The organism is Paludibacter propionicigenes WB4, from assembly GCF_000183135.1.
In the GTDB taxonomy this organism is placed as follows: domain Bacteria; phylum Bacteroidota; class Bacteroidia; order Bacteroidales; family Paludibacteraceae; genus Paludibacter; species Paludibacter propionicigenes.
In genome coordinates, this window is sequence record NC_014734.1 from 3,016,176 (window position 1) to 3,039,117 (window position 22,942).

Annotated in this window: 13 protein-coding genes; all 13 read left to right on the forward strand. The window is 37.3% G+C overall.

Annotation, left to right across the window (positions count from 1 at the left end):
- The first annotated feature begins 7 nt into the window (after positions 1-7).
- The 13 genes from mnmA (at position 8) to PALPR_RS12595 (ending at position 22,942) form a co-directional block, all read left to right on the forward strand.
- Positions 8-1,069, forward strand: coding sequence for a tRNA 2-thiouridine(34) synthase MnmA (gene mnmA, locus PALPR_RS12535; RefSeq protein WP_013446009.1), 1,062 nt, complete (start codon positions 8-10; stop codon positions 1,067-1,069).
- Positions 1,070-1,498: 429 nt separating this feature from the next.
- On the forward strand, positions 1,499-2,068 hold the full coding sequence (locus PALPR_RS12540) for a hypothetical protein (protein ID WP_013446010.1): 570 nt from the start codon (positions 1,499-1,501) through the stop codon (positions 2,066-2,068).
- A 155-nt stretch (positions 2,069-2,223) separates the two neighbouring features.
- On the forward strand, positions 2,224-2,844 hold the full coding sequence (locus tag PALPR_RS12545) for an RNA polymerase sigma factor (RefSeq protein WP_013446011.1): 621 nt from the start codon (positions 2,224-2,226) through the stop codon (positions 2,842-2,844).
- 126 nt (positions 2,845-2,970) lie between these two features.
- A complete protein-coding gene (locus tag PALPR_RS15530; protein ID WP_013446012.1) occupies positions 2,971-4,002 on the forward strand; it encodes a FecR family protein in 1,032 nt (343 codons plus the stop codon).
- Between the two features lie 310 nt (positions 4,003-4,312).
- On the forward strand, positions 4,313-7,786 hold the full coding sequence (locus PALPR_RS12555) for a SusC/RagA family TonB-linked outer membrane protein (protein ID WP_171805045.1): 3,474 nt from the start codon (positions 4,313-4,315) through the stop codon (positions 7,784-7,786).
- A gap of 12 nt (positions 7,787-7,798) precedes the next feature.
- On the forward strand, positions 7,799-9,190 hold the full coding sequence (locus PALPR_RS12560) for a RagB/SusD family nutrient uptake outer membrane protein (protein ID WP_013446014.1): 1,392 nt from the start codon (positions 7,799-7,801) through the stop codon (positions 9,188-9,190).
- A 21-nt stretch (positions 9,191-9,211) separates the two neighbouring features.
- The gene (locus PALPR_RS12565; RefSeq protein ID WP_013446015.1) at positions 9,212-10,318 is read left to right on the forward strand and encodes a TlpA disulfide reductase family protein; all 1,107 of its coding nucleotides are present in this window, start codon (positions 9,212-9,214) and stop codon (positions 10,316-10,318) included.
- 210 nt (positions 10,319-10,528) lie between these two features.
- On the forward strand, positions 10,529-13,336 hold the full coding sequence (locus tag PALPR_RS12570; protein ID WP_013446016.1) for a M16 family metallopeptidase: 2,808 nt from the start codon (positions 10,529-10,531) through the stop codon (positions 13,334-13,336).
- A gap of 443 nt (positions 13,337-13,779) precedes the next feature.
- Positions 13,780-14,406: an RNA polymerase sigma factor gene (locus PALPR_RS12575; RefSeq protein WP_013446017.1), complete on the forward strand. Its 627-nt coding sequence runs from the start codon at positions 13,780-13,782 to the stop codon at positions 14,404-14,406.
- A 238-nt stretch (positions 14,407-14,644) separates the two neighbouring features.
- Entirely contained in the window at positions 14,645-15,667 is a 1,023-nt protein-coding gene (locus PALPR_RS12580; RefSeq protein ID WP_148226480.1) for a FecR family protein, read from the forward strand.
- Positions 15,668-15,806: 139 nt separating this feature from the next.
- A complete protein-coding gene (locus PALPR_RS12585) occupies positions 15,807-19,499 on the forward strand; it encodes a SusC/RagA family TonB-linked outer membrane protein (protein WP_013446020.1) in 3,693 nt (1,230 codons plus the stop codon).
- 11 nt (positions 19,500-19,510) lie between these two features.
- Positions 19,511-20,923 carry a RagB/SusD family nutrient uptake outer membrane protein gene (locus PALPR_RS12590; protein WP_013446021.1) on the forward strand — a complete coding sequence of 471 codons (1,413 nt, stop codon included), beginning with the start codon at positions 19,511-19,513 and terminating at the stop codon, positions 20,921-20,923.
- 27 nt (positions 20,924-20,950) lie between these two features.
- The gene (locus tag PALPR_RS12595; RefSeq protein WP_013446022.1) at positions 20,951-22,942 is read left to right on the forward strand and encodes a TlpA family protein disulfide reductase; all 1,992 of its coding nucleotides are present in this window, start codon (positions 20,951-20,953) and stop codon (positions 22,940-22,942) included.

Genomic DNA, 22,942 nt, shown 5'->3' on the forward strand with positions numbered 1-22,942 from the left:
ATTTAGAATGAATATAGCTACTTTACTATCAGGAGGAGTTGATAGCTCGGTGGTGGTGCATATGTTGAAAGAGTCAGGATATACACCATCGTTGTTTTACATAAAGATAGGTATGGATGATGATGAGCTATTGCATTGTACATCGGAAGAAGACATTGAAATGGCATCGCTCATTGCCCGTAAGTATGGTTGTAGTCTTGATGTGGTTGATTTACATAAGGATTACTGGGACAATGTGGTTTCATATACCATCGAAAAAGTGAAACAGGGATTGACTCCCAATCCGGATGTGATGTGTAACAAGCTCATTAAGTTTGGTGTGTTTGAACAGCGGGTAGGTAAAGATTTTGATAAAACGGCTACCGGACATTATGCCACTACGCTTGAGAAGAACGGAAAAGTTTACCTTTCTACCGCGAAAGATCCGATAAAAGACCAGACCGATTTTCTTGCTCAGATCAATTCGTTACAAGTCTCAAAGCTCATGTTTCCGATTGGACACCTGATGAAGAATGAAGTGCGTGATATAGCCACCAAAGCGAATCTACCCAGTGCTAAGCGTCAGGATAGTCAGGGCATTTGCTTCCTGGGGAAGGTGAATTACAATGATTTTATTCGTCGTTATCTAGGCGAGAAGTCTGGACCCATTGTGGAATTGGAAACAGGCAAAATTCTAGGGAAGCATAACGGCTATTGGTTTCATACGGTTGGGCAACGCAAGGGGCTTGGACTTTCGGGAGGCCCATGGTATGTGATAAAGAAGGATGTAGCGGCTAATATAGTGTACGCCTCAAAAGGATTTGATGCTGAAGCGCAGTATGGTTACGAATTCTCTATGCGCGACTTTCATTTTATTACCGACAATCCGTGGGAAAATCGGCGATCTGAAATTGATGTGACTTTTAAAATAAGACATACGCCCGACTTTACGAAGGGGAAAATTATTCAGACCCCCGAGGGTTATCGTTTAATATCAACAGAGCGATTGCAGGGGATTGCACCGGGACAGTTTGGGGTGGTGTACGATGCCGAATCGCGGATTTGTGTGGGAAGCGGTGAGATAATGTAAACGATAATACAAGAGAAGGTAAACAGGTTGATAATTCTAATCAACCTGTTTTTTTGTTTCCAGAGAATCAACTGCTTTTTATGGATAGAAGATACCCTTTTTAAGGTAGGCAAATTACCTCATAGAGGTTATTGCCCCTTTTTGTATTTGGGTGTAATTTTGGACTTGGAGTAGAGCCTGTTTCAGACTATGCATTTATCGGTTAGTAGATAGTTTTGTCAGGATTTATTTCCTGGGTTAGTGAATTGTTTCATTGGTACTATATCCTCAATTTGAATAATTGCTAGATGGAGAATAGATAGTCCAATAATATAGAAATAGTGGTAGATGAGCGATAGATGAGCGGTAAATGAATAGAAGATGAGTATACAATAAACGAGTTATTCTTATTTCTATTATCTTTATGGTCGATTTATAAAAAGTCTCCTAATGGCACGATCAAAGAGTAACATAGTTATCGAAGGACTGAGTGGCAAAATAGGCAATCTGGTATTTCGTCGACGCAAGAAGGATGGAAAGGTATTTGTGTCGGCGGCTCCTTCGCCGCATAAAGTCGCTCCGACTGAAGCAAAAAAGAAAGTGAATGATAGATTTCAGCAGGCTGTGATGTACGGAAAGTCTGTCGTAGCAAATCCAGACCTAAAGTCACTTTATGCTCAAAAAACATCGGGCGGACAAACGGCTTTCAACGTAGCTGTTGCTGATTATCTGAATGCGCCTACTATTGAGGAAATTGACCTTAGTAACTATACCGGGCAGGTTGGCTCTGTAATCAGGGTTAAAGCAACGGATAATTTTAAAGTTGCCAGAGTTCTTGTGACTATCAAAGGTGCTAATGGGGTGTTACTGGAATCAGATGAGGCTGTGGAGGATATTGAAAATGAATTTTATTGGACGTATACTGCTACAGAACAGAATAGTTTGCCCGGAGGAACCAGGGTAACTGTTATTGCAAGTGATCTTCCTCAAAATAAAACGACACTGGAAAAGGTATTGTAGTTGTTGTGTTCTTGTTAGTGTCATTTTTTAGTTATTAAGGTCGTATTACTTGTCATATTTACGATAAAAATAGTTATAGCGTGGCAAAAGAATAAGCAAATCGAGAATAATTAGTAATTTTGCGCATTCAGAATTGATTTTCTGTAAGGTTTAAGATGAATATAAAGGGTAAAAACAGTCAACAAAGAAGTACGGAAGCCGAACTTCTTTTACGTCTCCAACAAGGAGACGAGGAGGCTTTTGCCAGCTTGTTTTATGCCTATAAAGATAAATTGTTGGGTTTTGCAATGGTTCTTACAAATTCATCGGTTCGTGCAGAAGATATGGTTCAGGATGTTTTTATGAAGCTGTGGCAAAACAGAGCCAATATTGCCGACATCGAAAATATTAATGCGTTCATTTTTCGCATGGCACAGAATCAGGCAATTGATGAACTTCGCCGATTCTCAAAAGAAACGCTTGCACATTCCTCTGAATTTATAAATGAGGAAGCTCTTAGTCCGAATCCTGCAGAATCTTTGTTAAATAAAGAAATTCGCGAAAAAATAAAAGAAGCAGTTGATCAACTGCCGCCTCAGCAAAAACGTATTTACATTCTTCATAACGAAGATGGTTATAAATATGAGGAAATAGCCTCAGAATTAAATCTTTCTGTTTCTACTATCCGAAACCATATGAGTCAGGCAATGGGAAATATCCGTAAACTTCTCTCATATTCTTACCCCGGAAATATCTTCATTTATTGGATTTTTTTAGCCGGATTTAGTTTATTCTAGAAAAATATCTACAATAGACTAGACATTATCTCTTTTCATCCGTCTTAATAGTAAATGCAAAGGTATAATAACCTTTTGTATTAAAATTTCCTGTTTTAATACCAATTTGCTAATAGAACTTTTGTAATGAAAAGCGATAGATTAAATTATTTGATGCAGCGATACTTTGCTCAGGAGTGTACTGCCGAAGAGAAAGAAGAACTGGCTTTGCTTATTGATGCTGTTAGAAATGAAGAACTAAAATCGCAGCTGTTAGAGCAATGGGAAAACTACAATTCTAAATCAGTTTTGTCTGAGAATAAGACCCAACGGATATTACATGGTATTCTGACTTCTTCTGCCGCTGAGGAAACAGCGCCATTGAAAAATAAACCGCTCATATTCCGATTCAGGACGATTGCTGCCGTAGCAGCTTCTGTTGTGATTTTATTATCGCTGGGACTATTCTTGCAGAAATCGGGAAACCCCGCTTCGGAGAAGATAGTTGCAAAGACTCCAATGATTTCACCTCAACAACCTGCTTCATTTACCCGTAATGTTGTATTATCTGATGGTAGTACTGTGGTGCTGCGTGCCGGAAGTACAATCAATTATCCTCAGGCTTTTACAGGAAAAACCCGCGAAATAACCCTTGTGGGTGAAGCCTATTTCGACATAAAGCATGATTCCAGAAAACCTTTTATCATTCACACCGGGTCGGTAAAAACTACTGTTCTAGGTACTGCTTTCGATATAAAGGCATGGGCAGGCCAAAAAGATGTAACCGTATCAGTGACACGCGGACGGGTAAAAGTGGAAAACGACTCGCGCTTACTGGCTGTGCTGAGTGTAAATCAAAGTGTGAGCTATAATACCGAAGCTAGTACAGCGAAACATGAAACGGTGGATGCCGGAACGATTGTCAATACGTGGACCAAGCAAGATTTAGAATTCGACCATGTGCCATTCTCTTCCATCGCGTCTGCGCTGAGTAAACGATACGGTGTAAACATTGAAATACCCGATCAAAAGATAGCCGGTACTTCCATTGTAACTTCATTTAGCGGAACGGAAAGTATTGAAGATGTATTGACCGTATTGTGTAAGATTACTTCCAATTGTGATTTTGAAATAAATAAGAATAATGTAACAATAAAAAGAACAGATAATACTAACTAATAAAAGGGTGTCACAAAATGCAGTATAATTAAACTCAATAAGAATGTCGGCAACAATAGCCTCAAACGACACTAAAAAAAATCCCTCCGCCCTGAGAAGCATTGGAGGGATTTAAAAAGGAGGTAAGAAAAAACAGTGCATTACTATTTTTTAAACTCATTGCAAAGATATGAAAAAGAAAAAGATAATATCAATTTTATTTGAATTTGTAATCAATAAAAAGACGTTTTCAACTAGGGCTAATCATAGAGCTTATCGTTACAATGTTACACCCCCGATGCGTATAACCAGAATAAGTTTTCTTCTTGTTATGATGCTGTCTCTACACATAGGATTAAGTGCTCAGAGCTTGACGGACAAAGTTTCGTTTGGAATTAAACACCAAACGCTCGACAATGGACTTCAAACACTCGGTGAGCTTTCGGGATTTAAAATGTCCTATTCTGCCGATCAGGTTAGTCAGTATAAAAACATATCGGTGGAGAAGAAAACCCGAACGGTTGAAGCCACATTGAATCTCTTGCTTGCCAACACCACCTTAACTTTCGAAGCCGCTGGTAAAAACATTCTCATCGTAAAAAAGAATAAAGAGCAGGCTGCAAATTCTTCCTCCATTTTAATTTCGGGAACTGTAACTGATGCAGGGTCAGAATTATTACCCGGAGTTAGCATCCGCGTAAAAGGCAGTAATACAGGAACCATTACGGATGTGGATGGTAAATATTCAATTGAAGTAGTAAAGGGAGACGTTCTGATACTATCATATCTGGGCTATAATCCAAAAGAGGTACAAGCAACGGCTAGTGGGGTGATCAATGTTTCATTAACTCCAAACAGTGTACTCCTTTCCGAAGTTTCTGTTGTTTCAAATGGTTACCAGGTTGTTTCAAAGGAACGATCTACCGGATCGTTTGGTCATATAGGCAAAGAAAAGCTGTCAATTGCCAAATCGCCGGGAGTATTAGACAAAATTAAAGGTCAGGTTGCGGGATTACTTGTTGATACGCGCCATGGTGATGGAACTTTTACTTATCGAAACGAACATACCGAAGGGTCTGCTTTGAATATAAGGGGGATTAATTCCTTACAATCGTTTTACGCTGACAGTTCTCCTTTAGTAGTTATTGATGGGTTTCCAACCAGTTTTGACCTGACAACTTTAAACCCTGAAAACATTGAAGATATAACCTTTTTGAAAGATGCATCAGCAGCTTCAATTTGGGGAGCACGCGCGGCTAACGGTGTTATTGTTATTCGTACCAAAAAGGGCAATAAAAACACTCCTGTGTCTATCAACTTCTCAACAGTTTTATCTATGTCAGGAAAACCTGACTTGAAAAAATTTTCAACTTTGAACTCTTCTCAAACAATAGATTATGTTCAGGAAATGATTGGTTTGGGTAGAATTCAAGATCAAATAAATGTGCCGCAACCCTTACCTTTGGATCAAGCTTCTGAACTTATTTTCCAAAATAAAAGAGGAGAAATAGACGATGCAACCTTGAATGCGAAACTCAATATTCTGCGCAATAGAAATGGTCTTAATCAGGTAGATAAATATTTGCTGAACAACCCATGGATGCAGCAATATAATATTTCTCTTACGGGAGGAAACGAAAATTCCAGCTATTATGTAAATGGTTCGTATGCCAAAGAGGCGCAAAGCACAAAAGGCAATCAATCGGATAGAGCTACAATAACAGCTAATAACGATTTCAAATTCTATGACCGTTTTACATTAACTACAAGGATTAATGCTACCTGGTTGAAGGATAAAAAAAATGGTATCGGACTAAACGCGTTGAATTCTGCAAATAAAACATTGCATCCTTTTGATCAAATTGTAGATGAAACAGGAAAGCGGGTTCAACGATACCCCGCATATTTTTCGGGACGCGTAAAAAACCTTGAAAGCCTGGGTTATCTACCTTGGGGATATAACGAACTCGATGAATTAGATAATAGTGACAACACCTCTAATCAGGATCTTATACAGGTTTCGACCAATCTGAATACAAAAATAGCAAAAGGATTAACGCTCGATTTGACTTACCGTTATGAAAGTAACGTTTATTCGACAGATAACTATTCCAATCAGTATACGTATGCAGCCCGCGACTTAGTAAACCACTATACATCACTAAATGCAGATAATGAATTGGTGTATGGTCTGCCAAAAGGAGGCTTATTCGATAATTCAATTGAGTCTTCAAAACAAAAAAGTTACAGGGCTCAATTAAATTTTGATAATACCTGGAAGGACCACATGTTTACAGCTATTGCCGGAACGGAACTGAGAAGTGTTGATGGTAAAGGCAAAACTTTTCGCTATTATGGTTACAACGATCAAACACAAACGCACTCGCCTATTGATTATGGAATCACAAATGCCTCCATGCCCTATAATGTAGACGGCTATCAGGAACCTGTTATTGATTATACTAACACCTCTGCTAATGTAGAGCGTTATTTATCTTATTATTCTAACGCTGCCTATACATACAAAAACAAATACACCGCTAGTGGAAGCATCCGTTTAGATGATTATAATTATTACGGAAGAAATGCAAATAACAATCCTAAACCCATGTACTCTACAGGATTGGCGTGGATGATAGGGAAAGAGGAATTTCTATCGAAGGCAAGCTTTATTGACCAGTTGAAACTTCGATTGTCCTATGGATTTAACGGCAACATTGTTCGCAATGTTTTTCCCTATACTGCAATGAGAATGGGGAATTATGACCCATACTCCAATGCTGTGGCAGGTATGATATACAGTGCTGCAAATCCGAATTTGAAATGGGAAAAAACAAAACAATTAAATTTTGGAATTGACTTTGCCTTTTTCAACAATATCCTTTCGGGTACAGTTGAATATTACGACAAACATAGTTCTGATTTAATTAAAGATGTTCTGGTGAACCCAACAAACGGTTTTGTTTCTATTCAAAAAAATGCATCATCAATGCAAGGTCATGGTGTTGATGTAACATTAAACCTTAAGGCTCTTGACCTAAAAAATTATGGTTTGACGATAAACGCAAATTTTGCCTATAATACCCACAAAGTAACAGATGGCGATTTAATAGCTCCTTCTTATGTCTTCTATTCCAATATTCCCAACCTTTACGGATACCCTATTGATAATTTATTTGTATATCGATTTGCGGGTTTAGATGCGCAAGGTCAAAGTCAGGTGCTTGATAAAAATGGTAAGATACTCACAATTAACGATGACGCTTCCACTATAAACGAACGTGTTTATGCCGGACGTACTTCCCCCCCCTATTTTGGAGGTGCTCAATTTTCTGCCAGAATCTATAATTTCGATATCTCATTAATGACCTCATACAAATTCGGTCATAAGGCTTTGCGGAATGCATTGTTGGGAGTGCAGGCAGATTCTCAATACAGAGGTTATCTGGTCGCAGATGCATCGTTAAACGACCGTTGGCGTAAGCCCGGTGACGAACAAAACACAAATGTTCCGGGGATGGAATATCTTACTGCTGCATCATTAACCCGTTATCAGGAATCGGATATTAATGTTTTAAATGCCAGCCAAATTCGCTTAGAACAACTTAGTGTAAGCTATACTTTGCCAGAGAAACTTATCAATAAAAAAGTAATTAAAGGCATGAGTTTATCTGCTTCAGTTAGAAATCTGGGTGTCATTGTTTTCAACAAATATGGAATAGATACTGATTATCAATCCAGTTTAATTTCAGGCGTTTTACCCTTAGCTAAAACCTATGTGTTTAGTTTAAATATTAATTTATAAAGCGATAATAAGATGAAAACAAAATATATTTTTAGCATATTCTTTTTAGCCGTTTTTATGGCTTTGCCTTCGTGCAAATCATTTGTTGAAGAAAACCCGAAAGGACAGATGATTCCCGAGAACACTGAAGATTACCGATATCTACTGAACTATTCAGCTGTTTTTGTCAACGGGTACGGAAACAATGAATTCGGAACTGATGATATTGATTTGAACCAAGAAAATGTAACGGGTATTCTTAGTGGAATAGAATCTTCTGTAAACTATTATACATTCAAAAAAGATTTATTTACAGCTGCTTTATCTGACGAAGAATGGACTTTTTTATATCAACAGGTTTTTTATTGTAACGTTGTTCTCACCGAGGTTATGAATTCTAAGAATGGAACTGATGCCGAGAAAAACGAATTATATGCCGAAGCTCTTGTGCATCGTGCTTATGCATATTGGGTATTGGTAAATCAATATTCTAAAATGTATAATGCTTCTACTGCAGCAACGGATGCAGGTGTACCAATGCCTACAGAACCGGTAATAAATAAAAATTTAACCCGCGCTTCCGTTAAAACTGTTTACGATGCTATTTTAAAAGATGTTCTATACGCTGCCGAAATTTTACCAAACAAACAGCCGAACAAACTTTATCCGTCTAAAGCTGCAGCTTACGCACTTCTTTCCCGCATCTATCTTATTATGGATAATTACTCGCAATCGGCTATTTACGCCGAAAAGACACTGTCCATACAAGATTCATTGACAAATCTGAACGACTTTGTAGATGATCCTTCGTTGTTGCCTCGCAAAATAGCAAACCCTGAATTATTGATCATAAAAAACTCATCATTCAATGTATATGCTTTACCATTTCGCTTAAGCGAAGATTTGCTTAATACTTATACTGATGGTGATTTGCGTTATCAGCTTCTTATACAAGATGGACAAACAGGAGCAAATATTGGCTCTTTAAATTTCGATGGAAAAGCCTTTGTGCGTTCAAAACTTAATGGCGAAGATATGAACACAGGACTTACCATTCCCGAAGTGTATCTGAACCTGGCCGAATGCTATGCCCGTCTTGGAGATATGGACAAAAGTCTGCATTACCTAAACAAACTGCTGGTGAACAGATATTCGACAGATTCATTTACCGATGTTACTGCTACTTCAAAGGAAGAATTACTTGCTACAGTTCTTCTCGAACGTAGAAAGGAGTTACTCGGCAATGGAATGCGTTGGTTTGATTTGCGTCGATTGAATAAAGAACCTCAATTTGCCAAAACGGTTACACATATCTACCGGGGTACTAGTTACACACTTGAGCCTAATTCGGCAAATTACATTTTCCCAATAGATACGAAAGTTATAAAGCTGAATCCCGAAATAACACAAAACGAGCGTAATTAATAAATAATTCACACACCCTATATGAAATTTTCAATTAAAGCAGCATGCTTGCTGCTTATACTACTTAATACTGCCGGTTTATCAGCGCAAAATGCTAAAAACTACGTTGTTAATACGTCGCTTTCGAATAAAAAAGGAGGATATGTCAAACTTTTTTATAACTACAACAACGCAATTCAAACTGATTCAATTGTCTTTAAAGATGGGCTATTCTCCTTTAATATTAAAGGAGAAAAAGATAAAAAAGCGATTTTAAATTTGTATGTAGATAACGCAGAAGCAAAAGCGTACAATTTTTATCTCGACAAAGACACTATTAATATTAAAATAGAGAGTCCGGATGAATTACCAAAGGTTGATGGAGGAGCTCTGAATGCTCAATGGACCAATCTTCAGCTACAAACAAGCCCATTTTTAGCTCAATTTAAAGAGATTGATGCTGAATATTATGCTGCCGATTCGATAAAGCAAAAAAGTGAACCGTTTCTGGACGCATTGGTTGAAAGATCGAGATCTATAAAGAATAAAATAAACGAGGTTTACAAAGCTTTTATAAAAGAAAACCCTACTTCACAGGTTAGTCCCGAAATTTTCCTGGACATTTATTCAACCGACGAAAAGGATGGATTATATCCTTATTATAAAATGCTTCCGGAGGAATATCGAAACGATGATTTTATGAAAATTGTTGGTGAAGATTTAAGCGCTTACGAGAAAACTGCAATAGGTAATCTAGCTCCTGATTTTAAAAGCGTAGACTCTAATGGAAAACCGGTTACGCTATCAAACTTTCGGGGTAAATATGTATTATTAGATTTTTGGGCATCCTGGTGTGTTCCTTGCCGCAAAGAAAATCCCGAAGTAGTGAAAGCTTACGCACAATGGAAAGACAAGAAATTTACTGTTATCAGTGTTTCCATAGATGTTGCGGAAGGCGATAAAGCATGGAGAGCTGCATTTACAAAAGATAAACTTGTATGGACAAATATCCGCGAACCGAAGATTGGAACGAGTTATAGTGTAAGCTCCATACCTCAAAACTTTCTTATCGACCCCAATGGAAAGATTATTGCCAAAGAACTCAGAGGTAAATATCTGCACCAAGAACTAGAAGAAATTCTAAAATAAAGAAAACCATTTCAAGAACTTTACATTTAGGCTCTTTGAGCTTAAATGTAAAGTAGCTTCCAGATTCCAAAGACTTGAATGTACATAGCCACTGACTAGTGACTTGTTATCCCGAGCTCTTATTAATTACAATAAGCACCTTCATGCTGCTTTGTGTGAATTCTTATTTTGTTGATTCTCTATTGACAACAAACAATTAAAACTAAATAAATGAAAACAAATAAACTACTTGCGATACTGACAACTGTTACCATATTACTTGGTAGCTCAGGCAGCTTGTTGGCACAATCGCCTGCTCTGTTGCCTCTTGACTCCGCCGTCACTGTTGGTCATCTGCCTAACGGTTTCACCTATTACATCCGCAAAAATGCAGAGCCTCAAAACCGGGTTGTTCTGTATCTCGCAAACAAAGTGGGTTCTATTCTCGAAGATGACGACCAACAAGGTCTGGCTCACTTTGTTGAACACATGAGTTTTAATGGAACCAAACATTTTCCTAAAAACGAATTGGTCAGCTATCTGCAAAAAGCCGGAGTTCGTTTTGGCGGTGACTTGAATGCCTACACCAGTTTTGACGAAACTGTATATCAATTGCCTTTGCCAACTGATAATCCTGAATTACTAAAGAACGGTTTCCAAATTATGCGCGACTGGGCTCACGAAGCCTTATTCGATTCGTTGGAAATTGAAAAAGAACGTGGTGTTATCCTGGAAGAAAAGCGGTTGGGTAAAAGTGCACAAGAACGCATGCAAAATAAATACTTCCCGTTTATTATGAATCAATCAAAATACAGTAAACGTATTCCGATTGGTACAGAAGAGATTTTGAAAAATTTTAAACCTGCCACAATCCGTCGATTCTATAATGACTGGTACAGACCCGATTTGCAAGCATTAATTGTTGTAGGGAATATTGATGTCAAAGAAACAGAGAAAACGATTATCGAATTGTTCTCAGATCTTAAAGCACCTGCACATCCAAGAGCTCGTACAGAATACACTATTCCGCTTAGTCAGAAAAATCAGTTTCTAACGGTTACTGATAAAGAATTTCCGGTTACTGCCATTCAGGTAATGAGCAAATTCACAGGAAATCAATTAAAAACTACCGTAGACTATCATCAAACCATTCTGAGAGCGTTATACAATCAAATCATTGGTGCCCGTTATAATGAATTGAGTCAACAACCTAATCCACCTTTTCTTCAAGCTGAAAACTATATAAATAATTTTATGGCCAATCTTCTTACAACTTCTACTACAATAGTTGGAAAGCAAGGTGAACTGGAGAAAGGATTTAAAGCTGCCTGGACTGAAATAGAACGTGCAAAAAAATACGGATTTACAGAAACAGAACTAGCCCGTGCTAAAGATGTTTTACTATCTGGTATGGAGTCGGCATACAACGAACGAGACAAAACGGCTTCAGTAAGTTATGCTAATGAATACCTGAATTTATTTCTTAAAGGTGAGGCTTCGCCCGGCGTTGGTTACGAGTATAATTACTATAAAAATGACCTGAGCAAAATAACGCTCTCGGAAATAAATGAGCTTATCAAAGAATACCTGACAGATAAAAACCGGGATATTCTGGTTTTAAGTTCAGAACAGGAAAAAGCGAACTTGCCAACTGACGAAACAGTCTATAAATGGATAACAGATGTGCAAAATAGTAATATCAGTGCTTATGTGGATAATGTTTCTGAAAAGCCATTGCTCTCGCAAAAAATCGCTGGCGGTAAAATCATTTCAGAAAAGAAAGATGAAAAAATTGGAATTACTACTCTGTCTCTTAGTAATGGTGTGAAAGTAGTTCTCAAACCTACTAATTATAAGAATGATGAAATCCATTTCTATGCGTATAGTCCCGGAGGTTATTCTCTGTGTAAAGATTCCGAATACGAATCGGCTATACATGCATCTTCCCTTGCCAGCTATGGTGGCGTTGCCGATTATAGTTTAAATCAATTAGAAAAATATCTGTCAGGTAAAAAAGTTAGCGTTTCTCCATTCATTGGTGCTCGTTACGAAGGTTTCACCGGTTTTAGTTCTCCTAAAGAATTAGAGACCGCTCTTCAATTGGTTTATTTATATTTCACACAACCACGGAAAGATACAGCAGTTTACAAAGGAATGATTCAACTGGAAAGAGAAAGCTTAATAAACCGCAATAGCGATCCGTCCACTGTATTTTCAGATACTATTTCGGCTGTTTTGGGATGTTACAACTTTAGATATACTCCGCCAAGCAACGAAAAACTGGACAAAATAAATCTCGATCGTGCTTTCGAAATCTATAAAGATAGATTTGCGGATGCCAGCGATTTCAATTTTATACTTGTGGGTAATTTTGATGTTACTACCATTAAACCGCTTCTTGAACAATACCTGGGTGCACTACCTACAATTAAACGTGTCGAAAAGGCCCGCGATTTGAAGATTGTTATTCCTTCAGGAAAAATTGAGAAAAAAGTATTCAAAGGAGAAGAACAAAAATCAACAGTTCAGTTGGTATTTAGCGGTGATTATCAATATAACATCACAGAGAACGATAACCTTCTGGCACTTTCTGAAGTTCTTGACATTAGATTGATAAACCGTTTGCGCGAAGATGAGAGTGGCGTTTACGGTGTTGGCGTTAATGCTTCTTACGAGAAATATCCGCGAAACCGTTACACATTTACTGTTGCTTTTGGCTGTGCTCCCGAAAATGTGGATAAGCTAATTAATTCAACTCTCGATGAAATTAGAAAAATCAGAGAAAACGGAGCTACTCAGGAGGAGATAAATAAAGTTATAGCTGAAGAACGACGCGCAATCGAAGTTCAATCAAAAGAGAACGGCTTCTGGATAAATTATTTATCAGATAAATATCAAAATAATGAGAACCCGGATAAGATTCTTGCAATTCAGGATCGCCTTAATAAAATAACAACTAAAACAGTAAAACTATCAGCTAATAAACATTTATCAGGAAAAAACCTCATTCGTTTTGTGCTCTATCCTGAGAAAAAATAAGATTTAATAGAAAGGGACGAAGCGAAATAAATCGTTTCCTCAGAACTTTCTGATTAATCCGGAAGGTAAGATCATAGCTAAAAGCCTTCTTGGAGAGAATTTACTGCTAAAATTGAAAGAGATCTTTAAATAATCATTCTTTCTCGTAGTTTGATTATTTAATCTTCGTCTTTCTTTAGACTCCCTGCTGAGGCTCATAACTCGGCAGGGAGTTTTTTATTTGCTGTTATTCATGTTGCGTAAAATATTATTATTCGGTATGTTTATACCATGAAAGAGGTATTTCAATATCGCAAAATACTCCCTAAATTTGCATGGGTAAGAAAATGCATATTATTACCATTTTTAATCAAAAACGAAGTTTTAAGTTTGCAATATATACGATATTGAATATATAATTGTACTTTTGCAATCATTACAATTATTTTGCTTCCAAAAAGATAATGAAAACCGACTTTAATAATATAAAGCAACAGGAAAGAGAGCTTCTTTTACGTCTCCGGGATGGAGATGAGAAGGCTTTTGCCAGCTTGTTTTATGCATATAAAGATAAGTTGTATGGTTTTCTTTTTGGTATGACTAAGTCGGATGCGAAAGCTAAAGATCTGGTTCAGGATGTTTTTCTTAAAGTCTGGCAAAACAGAGCTAATATGGCTGAAATAGACAATTTCAATGCTTATATTTATTCTGTAGCTCAGAATCAGGCTGTTGATCAGTTTCGTAAATCTTCCAAAGAGTTGTTTTCCAACGTAGAACTGTTGAACTCGCAGGAAGCCGATGTAACTCCTGACCCTGTCAGTGCCCTGATAAATAAGGAAACCCGGGAAAAAATAGATGAAGCGGTAAACCAATTGCCGCCGCAACAAAAGAAAATATTCGTTCTTCATAACGAATATGGATTCAAGCATCATGAAATTGCCGAGCAATTAAATATCTCCGTTTCTACAACTCAGAATCACATGAGGGAAGCTTTAAAGAATATTCGTATTTTTCTTTCTCATTCTTATTTTTTCTTTACGATTCTTGCCCTTAATGTAATTCATCTTCTCTCCGTTTTATTCCAAAAATGACTTTCCTTCTTATTGATAAAAAGCTCCTATAATATAATTTTTGTAGCTTATTTGTCGGGTTGGCGGTCTACTTTTGTTCTATTTTTTGCTAAAAAGCATATTTTTCAAACAAATAATCAATTTTGACTAGGTGTATTTTTTATTCTGTACGTCTTACAGATAATTAAAGCATATTAGTTTCTATTTGAATACAAAACAAATAAATTCATAATCCTTTTATTTTAACATGACCAACACAATGGAAACAGGTAGAATTCAGTACTTATTGAAAAAGTATCTTTCTCAGAATTGTAACTCCGACGAGAAAAAAGAACTTAATTTATTGATTAATTCCTTGCAGGATGAAGATCTTAAAGCTGAGTTTCGGGCACTCTGGACTAATTATTCTTCTGAACTGACTTTGTCGGAAGAAGATTCGCAGGATATATTAGCTAATATTCTATCCGAAAAGAAAAATCTGAATCTGGATCAACGAAGAACTAACAGGCGTTCTGTTTACCTCAGGGCTATCTCCGTGGCAGCTTCATTGCTAATTCTGGTTTCAATCGGAATTTACGTTCGGAAGAATAAGGGTTTGAACGAATCAGGTGCTGTAATAGCCAAAGCTGTTCTGGTTTCGCCCGACAAGGCAACTACCTATACACGTACTATTGTTTTACCTGACGGAAGTAGTGTGGTTTTACATGCCGGTAGTACTATTGACTATCCGAGGACATTTGGAGGGAAAACCCGCGAGATAACTCTAGTTGGTGAAGCTTACTTTGATGTGAAGCACGACTCCCAAAGACCATTTATTATTCATACAGGCGCTGTAAAAACCACCGTTTTGGGAACTGCCTTTGATATTAAGGCCTGGCCTGATCACAAGAATATTATAGTTTCTGTAACCCGTGGAAAGGTTCGGGTGGAGAATGATAAGAAAGTATTAGCTGTGTTGACCATTAACCAGCAGATTAACTACGATGTTCAGAATACAACGGCTAAACAACACAAAGTTAATAGTGATGAGATTGTTAGTAGTTGGGCGAAACAAGATCTTGACTTTGATGGAGCAACATTTGAATCGATTGCTCAGGTGTTGAGTAAACGTTATGGAAAAGATATATCTATTGGTAATGTTCAATTAGCCAAAACGCAAATTGTATCTTCATTTGCCGGTACAGAATCTCTGGAAAATATACTTGATGTGCTTTGTACTATTAACTCCGATGCACAATTTGAAGAGAAAAATAATGAAATTATTATATCGAATAAAAATTAAACAACCAAAGAATGAATGGTAAAAGCGATACATCTTAGTTTAAATAAAAGGAATAAAAAAAATCCCTCTGCCGTAGGAAGCTCCGAGGGATTTAAGTCAAAAAAATCCATAATAAATTTTTATAACTGCATACAAAGATATGAAAAAAAAGATTATACAAGCGGTATATACGTTAGATTTTTTAGGTAAATTAGTAGACTTAAGTTCTGCAATCAATTTTAAGCGCAAACGGTTTTATGTGCTATTGTGCTTGATGCTTGCAGGTCAACTGTTTTTCACAACAACGGGTTATGCTCAGTCGTTGGAAACTAAAATTACATTTGAATTACATGATAAAACTTTACAGCAGGGACTTAATGAATTAGCAAAACGTTCCGGTTTTAGGGTGGCATATACATTGCCTCAGGTTTCAAGTTATACCAACATTACGGTACCAAAAGACAATCGTACTGTAAGAGAAACGTTGGGATTATTATTGGCAAATACCTCGCTTACATATACTTTGAAGGGTAAAAGTATTTTGGTTTTTGAAAAAGCGAGAGCCAAGTCGACGTCGGATAACTCTAAGTTTTTACTGTTTGGAACTGTGACCGATTTGGAATCAGATCCTTTACCCGGAGTAAGTGTTCGGGTAAGGGGCAGTGACAAAGGAACTATTACAGATGAAAATGGAAGATATTCAATTGAAGTAGAAAAAGGAGATATAATACTCCTTTCTTATATAGGCTTTAATCCAAGAGAGATTATGGCAAAAACCGATGGTGAATTTAATGTTTCGTTGACTCCAAATCAAATTTCGCTGTCAGAGGTTTCGGTGGTGTCTACAGGTTATCAAACACTTCCTAAGGAAAGAGCAACAGGATCTTTTGGAACAATCAGTGCCAAAGATTTGGGCAAAAGTTCAAATGCTAATATCCTACAACGGATAGAAGGTTTGGTTCCCGGTATGCAGATATCACTAACCGGAGGAGACCGCTCTTTTGATTATAACACTAATGGGAAATCAATAAGTTCGGATGTGCGAACTGTAGGGGCGACCGATTACAACGTAATAATAAGGGGAAGCAGTACGTTTTCAGGAGAAAAATTTCCCTTGCTTGTAGTGGATGGAGCTATTTCAGAAATGGATATTTCTAACTTCAACCCAAACGATATTGAAAATATCACGGTGTTGAAAGATGCTGCTGCAGCTTCGATATGGGGAGTTCGTGCTGCCAATGGAGTTATTGTGCTTACAACAAAGAAAGGTGTAATGAACCATGCTCCTCAGATAAACTTTTCATCCAGCTTTATGGTTGCAGATAAGCCTGATTTAGGATATCTGAAAACGATGAATTCCGCTCAGCAGCTTAGTTATGAGAAAGAGTTAGTAGATAGGGGATTCATTACTTCTATGCCTGCTACATCCTATTATACAGCTCAATATCTGATGAGTGATGGAACAAATTTAGCGCTTAAGCTAAAATCCGGTGCGATTAGTCAATCTGACTATGATGCAGCTATAAAAAACATGAGCAGTATTGACAATAAGTCTCAAATAAATAAATATCTACTTCAACCGGCAACCAGTCAGCAGTATAACTTATCGGTAAGTGGTGGTACAAATAATTCACGTTATTTCTATTCGACATCATACAGCAATGAAAACCCTAATATCAAAGGTAACTCTGCAGATCGGATTACTCTGACGTTGAATAATAGTTGGAAATTATTTAATTGGGCGACTTTTTCTACTAATCTAAAAGGAACTTTCTTTACCTATAAGAATAATGGTTTAGGACTTTCTTCTTTATTTCTTCCAAGTGCTAGCACACTCATGCCGTATAGTCTATTGGCAGATAATAACAATAAAAGTATATCGTACGCTAGATTAGATCCGACCTGGACGGGTGCGTTATCTCCGGTTTATAAAGACTGGACTTATAATTATCTGGACGAACTGGCAAATGCGGATAATCTTCAGAAAAATGATAATTACCTTGGTACGATAAATTTGCAGATGCCTCTTTTGTTTGGTGTAAAGGCTTCGTTGCAATATACGTTGGAAAGAACCTATAGCCAAGCACAAAACTTTCTCAATCAGAATACCTATTATTTCCGAAATTTAGTTAACTATTATACTTATTCAACGGCCGCTAACAATAGCTTAGGAATTACAAATGGAGGTGTTTTAAAGCAAAGTAATACGAACGAAAACAATCATAGTTTACGTGGGCAATTAGACTACGACCACCTTTTCAATGGTATCCATCAAATTTCGGCTTTAGCCGGTATGGAGATGCGTGAAACCAATATGAGCCAATCAGGTTTTTCCTTATACGGTTATAATAAGGAAACAGGGTTCACGAACTCCAATATTAACTACAGTAATACACCTACTTATGCATACGTAGCCGGATCTACACCTACTTCGTATACTACATTTACAGATGGTGGTTATCCATCTCAATACGATAAAAGACGTAGATTTTTATCGTACTATAGCAATGTAGCATATGCTTTACTGGATCGCTATTCTTTGTCAGCGAGTGTTCGTTACGATGATTATAACAATTTTGGATTGGATAGAAAATACAGAGCAACTCCTTTGTGGTCTTCAGGGCTGAAGTGGATATTGAGCAAAGAATCATTTATTCAGAAGCAATCGTGGATAAATAATCTGGCTTTCCGCAGTTCCTTTGGGGTGAACGGTAATTTATCATTATCCACTTATCCATTTACAAATATTGGGATGTCAAGTTCCGATCAAGCTACAGGACAAGCATATGCAACCTTAATTGCAATGGCGAATCCTCAGTTGAGATGGGAAAAAACCTATGTAACTAATTTAGGACTGGATTTCAGTTTATTTAGTCGCAGACTAAATGGAGGAATCGATTTTTATAACAAAAGAGGTAAAGATTTACTATATTCCTATTACCCTATTAGTAGTGTTTATGTAGGTACTGTTGCTGGTGGTACACTTACCCGCAATATGCTTTCAATGAATTCGAAAGGTGTTGATCTGAACTTAAATGGTATTGTTCTGACTAATAAGGACTGGCAATGGAATGTTGGAGGAACATTTTCGTATAATACCAATAAAGTAACGGATGCACGTTTTATTCCAAGTCTCTATACAAGCTCCTACAGTATGTCACCTATGAGTATTGGTGTTTTAACTGGTTATCCTACCGATAAGTTGTTAGTGTATCGGAACGCAGGCTTAGATGCTAATGGACTTACCCAGGTATATGATGAAAAAGGTGGGATTATTAAGGCAACCACAAACACCATTACTTCTTTTGATGTGTTTAAAAATGCAGGTCGTACCACTGCTCCTTTTTATGGAAGCTTTAATACAACATTGAAATATAAACAGTTTAGCCTGTATGCGTTTTTGACGTATCAATTTGGGAGTGTGTTTCTTAAACCAACCATTTCAAACTATATAACATCTTCTTATTCTACTAAATATGATTTAAGTGCAGATATAGCAAACAGATGGACAAAGCCTGGTGATGAGGCTATAACGAACACTCCGGGACTTAATGGAAGTGCTATGGCAGTTACCTACAGTCAGTATCGATATCAATATTCAGATATCAATGTTTTATCGGGTGATTATATTCGCCTGAGACAAATATCGCTTAATTATGAACTGCCTTCTGCATTAATGACTAAATGTCATTTGAAGAGTGCTCAGTTAGGTTTTTCGGTAAATAACCTGGGTTTACTTTGGACAGCTAACAAACAAGGTTATGATCCTGATTATGTTTCATCTGTAAGTAGCTCATCATACAGTCTGCCTGCGTCAACCTCTTATACAGTTTCTTTGAATATTAATTTATAATGAAATCGAAAATGAAATCTCAATTATATATTATACTGTCCGCATTTCTCTGTCTGTCATTCGTTGGGTGTGAAAAATACGTGGACATCAAAACTCAGGGAAAATTAGTTCCCGGGGATATTGATAATTATCGTTATTTACTGAATAATACTTCTGGGTATGAAATGGGGCCAAGGTTAACAGATATTGCCTCTGATGATGTTGAACTTGTCGATGGTAGTACACAGTATCTAGCATTGAGCAGTAGTGATAATTATGGCTATTGGCCAAAAGCATATACATGGCAAGCAGTTATTTATCCGATTGGAAATTATCAGTCGGACGATGACTGGAATTCCATGTACAATACAGTAACATATTCGAATGTAGTGATTAATGAAGTGCCTACGAGCAAAGGGGGAACAGAATCTCAAAAAGCTGCACTGATAGCAGAAGCTCTTGTACACAGAGCAGATGCATACTTAATGTTGGTAAATAAATATGCAAAACCATATAAAGCAAGTACAGCAGTCAGCGATTTAGGTGTGCCAATGATATTGACGGAAACAACCGAGCAGTCACTTAAGCGTCCGTCAATTCAAGCTGTTTACGATCAGATTATTGCGGATTTGAAAAAAGCGATTCCTTCATTGCCTCTCAAGCAGTTATACACTACTTTACCGTCAAAACCTTCGGCTTACGGTGAACTAGCCCGTACATATTTGTGCATGAATGATTATGCCAATGCCAAACTATATGCCGATAGCGCTTTGTTGTATAGAAGTACGCTGAATGATTTGAGCACTATTACAGCACTATCCTCTACTACTTATCCAAGGAGGATCAGTGATCCTGAAATTCTATTGTCAAAGACAGTATATGGTGGTGTTTCTGCTTATACACCCTATGCTTTGAGGTTGAGCAGTAGCTTATTGACATTATTGGGAACGAAAGACCAACGGTATAACTTGTTTACTACGGCAGCAGCAAATATATCAAGCTCATACACTGCTGCGGGCGGACGTTTTTTCTATAAAGACAGAGCTTTGAACGAAGGACGCAATATAGGCCCCAGCGTTCCGGAAATGATGCTTATTGAGGCTGAGTATTATGCTCGTAATAACAAACCGGAAATAGCAATGGATTGGCTGAACGCTTTACGGAAAAAACGATTTAAAGCTGCTGATTATGTGGATTTGTCTGCAACAGATTTGAACGATGCGCTTAAAAAGGTGATAGATGAACGTCATCGTGAGTTCTTCTGTCGTATGCTGCGTTGGTGGGATATGAGACGATTGAAAGATGATCCGATGTTTGCGCAGACATATACCAGAACGTTAGCAGGAATAACCTATACGCTTGCTCCAACTAGTAATCGTTACATATTCTCTATTCCAGCTTATCAAATAAAGCTAAGTCCTGAAATGGAGCAAAATCCGGAATGATACATAAATGTTTAAATTAAATATAAAATGACCAGAATAAAAATGGTGCTACTTCACTTAAGTTTGGCCTTGGGGCTAAGCTTAAGTGCGTTTGCACAGACAGAAAAGGCTGTTGTACTAAATCCCGAAAAACCACAGCCCGGGGGAAAGCTTGAAATAAGCTATAATGCAAAAGAGAGTTCACTTGGCGATTCTAAAGACGTCAAGGGAACGGTTTATCTGTATTGTAATTACAAATGGATAACTAAAGATTTATCGCTGAATTATGAATCCAACAACTGGAAAGGAACATTGGATGTTCCTTCTGATTGCGGACTTCTTGCCCTTAAATTTAAATCAAATGGTAAGATAGACAATAATGGGAATAATGGATACGTGTGGATGCTTCAAAAAGCAGATCAGTCTTCTATGCCTGGTGCTAATGCGGCGTGGGGATTAATGCGCTCTCCCGATTACGGATATGCAATTCCAAATTATATCGATTTAGAAAAGTTTGCTGTAAACGATACCGTTACTTATATGTGGATAAATAACGAAATTGTCAAAAATTCCGTGTCTGCAGCTCCTATGGCTATGCTTTTTGCTAATTCTTTATACAGAAGTCATGTTGATGGTGCTGAGCAACGTATGAAGAATATAGCTGCCTTTTTGATAAAGCAAAATACAGAAGAAAGCCTTGTTAACGCTGCTGTTATTTACAAAAACCTGCTGGGAATGGCGCAGCCTGCCGATTCGCTGACTAAAGTAATACTGGGAAGATATCCAAAGGGATCCATTGCACGATTAAATGCTTACAGAGCTGCAAGTAAACAAACAGATATGAAGAAAAAACGCCAGGCGTTGGCTCAATTTCTGATAGATTTCCCTGAATCACCGGCGGATGCTCAATACAACGAAAACAATATGATTAATTACGATAAAGCATACGAAATGATTGTTCTTATTGATACTATGGATAAGAATTACAGTAGTTTGCAAACGTATTTAAATCAGCTTTCGTTTGGTGCGTCTATAACCTTATTTTACAAACTGATTCAAATTCCTCATGATAGGAAAGATATTCCCGATCAGGAGTTGTACCAGTATGCTAAATTACTTGTAGACCACATGGAAAGCATTAAGTCTGTAAAACCTGCCCGATACTATTATTTATCTCCGAATGAGTGGGAAGAACAATGGCAGGATGATATGGCAAGAACTGTTTTGATTACGTATATTGATTTACTGAAAAATGTTGGCAAAAACAAAGAAGCACTGTCTTACGCGTTGCAGGCTCAGCAATCGTTCAATTATACTGTGGCCGATGTGAATAATAGCATGATTTCATTGTTGACTGAAACAGGTGATAAAGAAGGGCTCAAAAAGCTACTGATTGGAGCCTTGTATAATAACCAGGTAACGCCTCTGATGCTTGATTTGCTGAAGAAAGAATACGTTGCAGAACATAATTCAGAAGCAGGTTTTGATGAATTTGTCAAATCGCACAAAGACCCGAAGCTGGTTGCTAAAGAGTTGAAATCGTTGGACGGAAATAGACGTGAAGGTGTAATGCCGGCCTGGAAAATGATGGATATTGATGGAAAGTTGATAGATTCTAATAATATAAAAGGAAAGACTTATGTACTTGACTTTTGGTCCTCTTGGTGCGTACCTTGTAAAGCATCTTTCCCCGGAATGAAGTTAGCTGTAGAAAGATACAAAAACGATCCTAGTGTGGAATTTTATTTTGTCGATACAGAAGAACACAGTGCTGATTATAAAGCGGCAGCCATAAAGTATATTAAAGACAATAACTATCCGTTCCATGTTCTGTTTGACAATAAGGTAAAGGGAGCCAAAATAAATGATGAGGTTTTTAGTCGTATAGCTAAAGCTTTTACCATATCCGGAATTCCACAGAAGATTTTTGTTGATGGCAATGGCAATGTTCAGTTCATTTCTATAGGTTATAAAGGTAGCCCTAGCGAATTGGCCGATGAAATATCAGGAATGGTAGAACTAACAAAAAGTATCAAATAA

Excerpts from the sequence above, each read along its gene's own strand:
- PALPR_RS12560 (WP_013446014.1), top strand. The coding sequence starts at position 7,799 with ATGAAAACAAAATATATTTTTAGCATATTCTTTTTAGCCGTTTTTATG.
- PALPR_RS15530 (WP_013446012.1), top strand. The coding sequence starts at position 2,971 with ATGAAAAGCGATAGATTAAATTATTTGATGCAGCGATACTTTGCTCAG.
- PALPR_RS12590 (WP_013446021.1), top strand. The coding sequence starts at position 19,511 with ATGAAATCTCAATTATATATTATACTGTCCGCATTTCTCTGTCTGTCA.
- PALPR_RS12545 (WP_013446011.1), top strand. The coding sequence starts at position 2,224 with ATGAATATAAAGGGTAAAAACAGTCAACAAAGAAGTACGGAAGCCGAA.
- PALPR_RS12585 (WP_013446020.1), top strand. The coding sequence starts at position 15,807 with ATGAAAAAAAAGATTATACAAGCGGTATATACGTTAGATTTTTTAGGT.
- PALPR_RS12555 (WP_171805045.1), top strand. The coding sequence starts at position 4,313 with ATGATGCTGTCTCTACACATAGGATTAAGTGCTCAGAGCTTGACGGAC.
- PALPR_RS12575 (WP_013446017.1), top strand. The coding sequence starts at position 13,780 with ATGAAAACCGACTTTAATAATATAAAGCAACAGGAAAGAGAGCTTCTT.
- PALPR_RS12565 (WP_013446015.1), top strand. The coding sequence starts at position 9,212 with ATGAAATTTTCAATTAAAGCAGCATGCTTGCTGCTTATACTACTTAAT.
- PALPR_RS12580 (WP_148226480.1), top strand. The coding sequence starts at position 14,645 with ATGGAAACAGGTAGAATTCAGTACTTATTGAAAAAGTATCTTTCTCAG.
- PALPR_RS12595 (WP_013446022.1), top strand. The coding sequence starts at position 20,951 with ATGACCAGAATAAAAATGGTGCTACTTCACTTAAGTTTGGCCTTGGGG.
- PALPR_RS12540 (WP_013446010.1), top strand. The coding sequence starts at position 1,499 with ATGGCACGATCAAAGAGTAACATAGTTATCGAAGGACTGAGTGGCAAA.
- mnmA (WP_013446009.1), top strand. The coding sequence starts at position 8 with ATGAATATAGCTACTTTACTATCAGGAGGAGTTGATAGCTCGGTGGTG.
- PALPR_RS12570 (WP_013446016.1), top strand. The coding sequence starts at position 10,529 with ATGAAAACAAATAAACTACTTGCGATACTGACAACTGTTACCATATTA.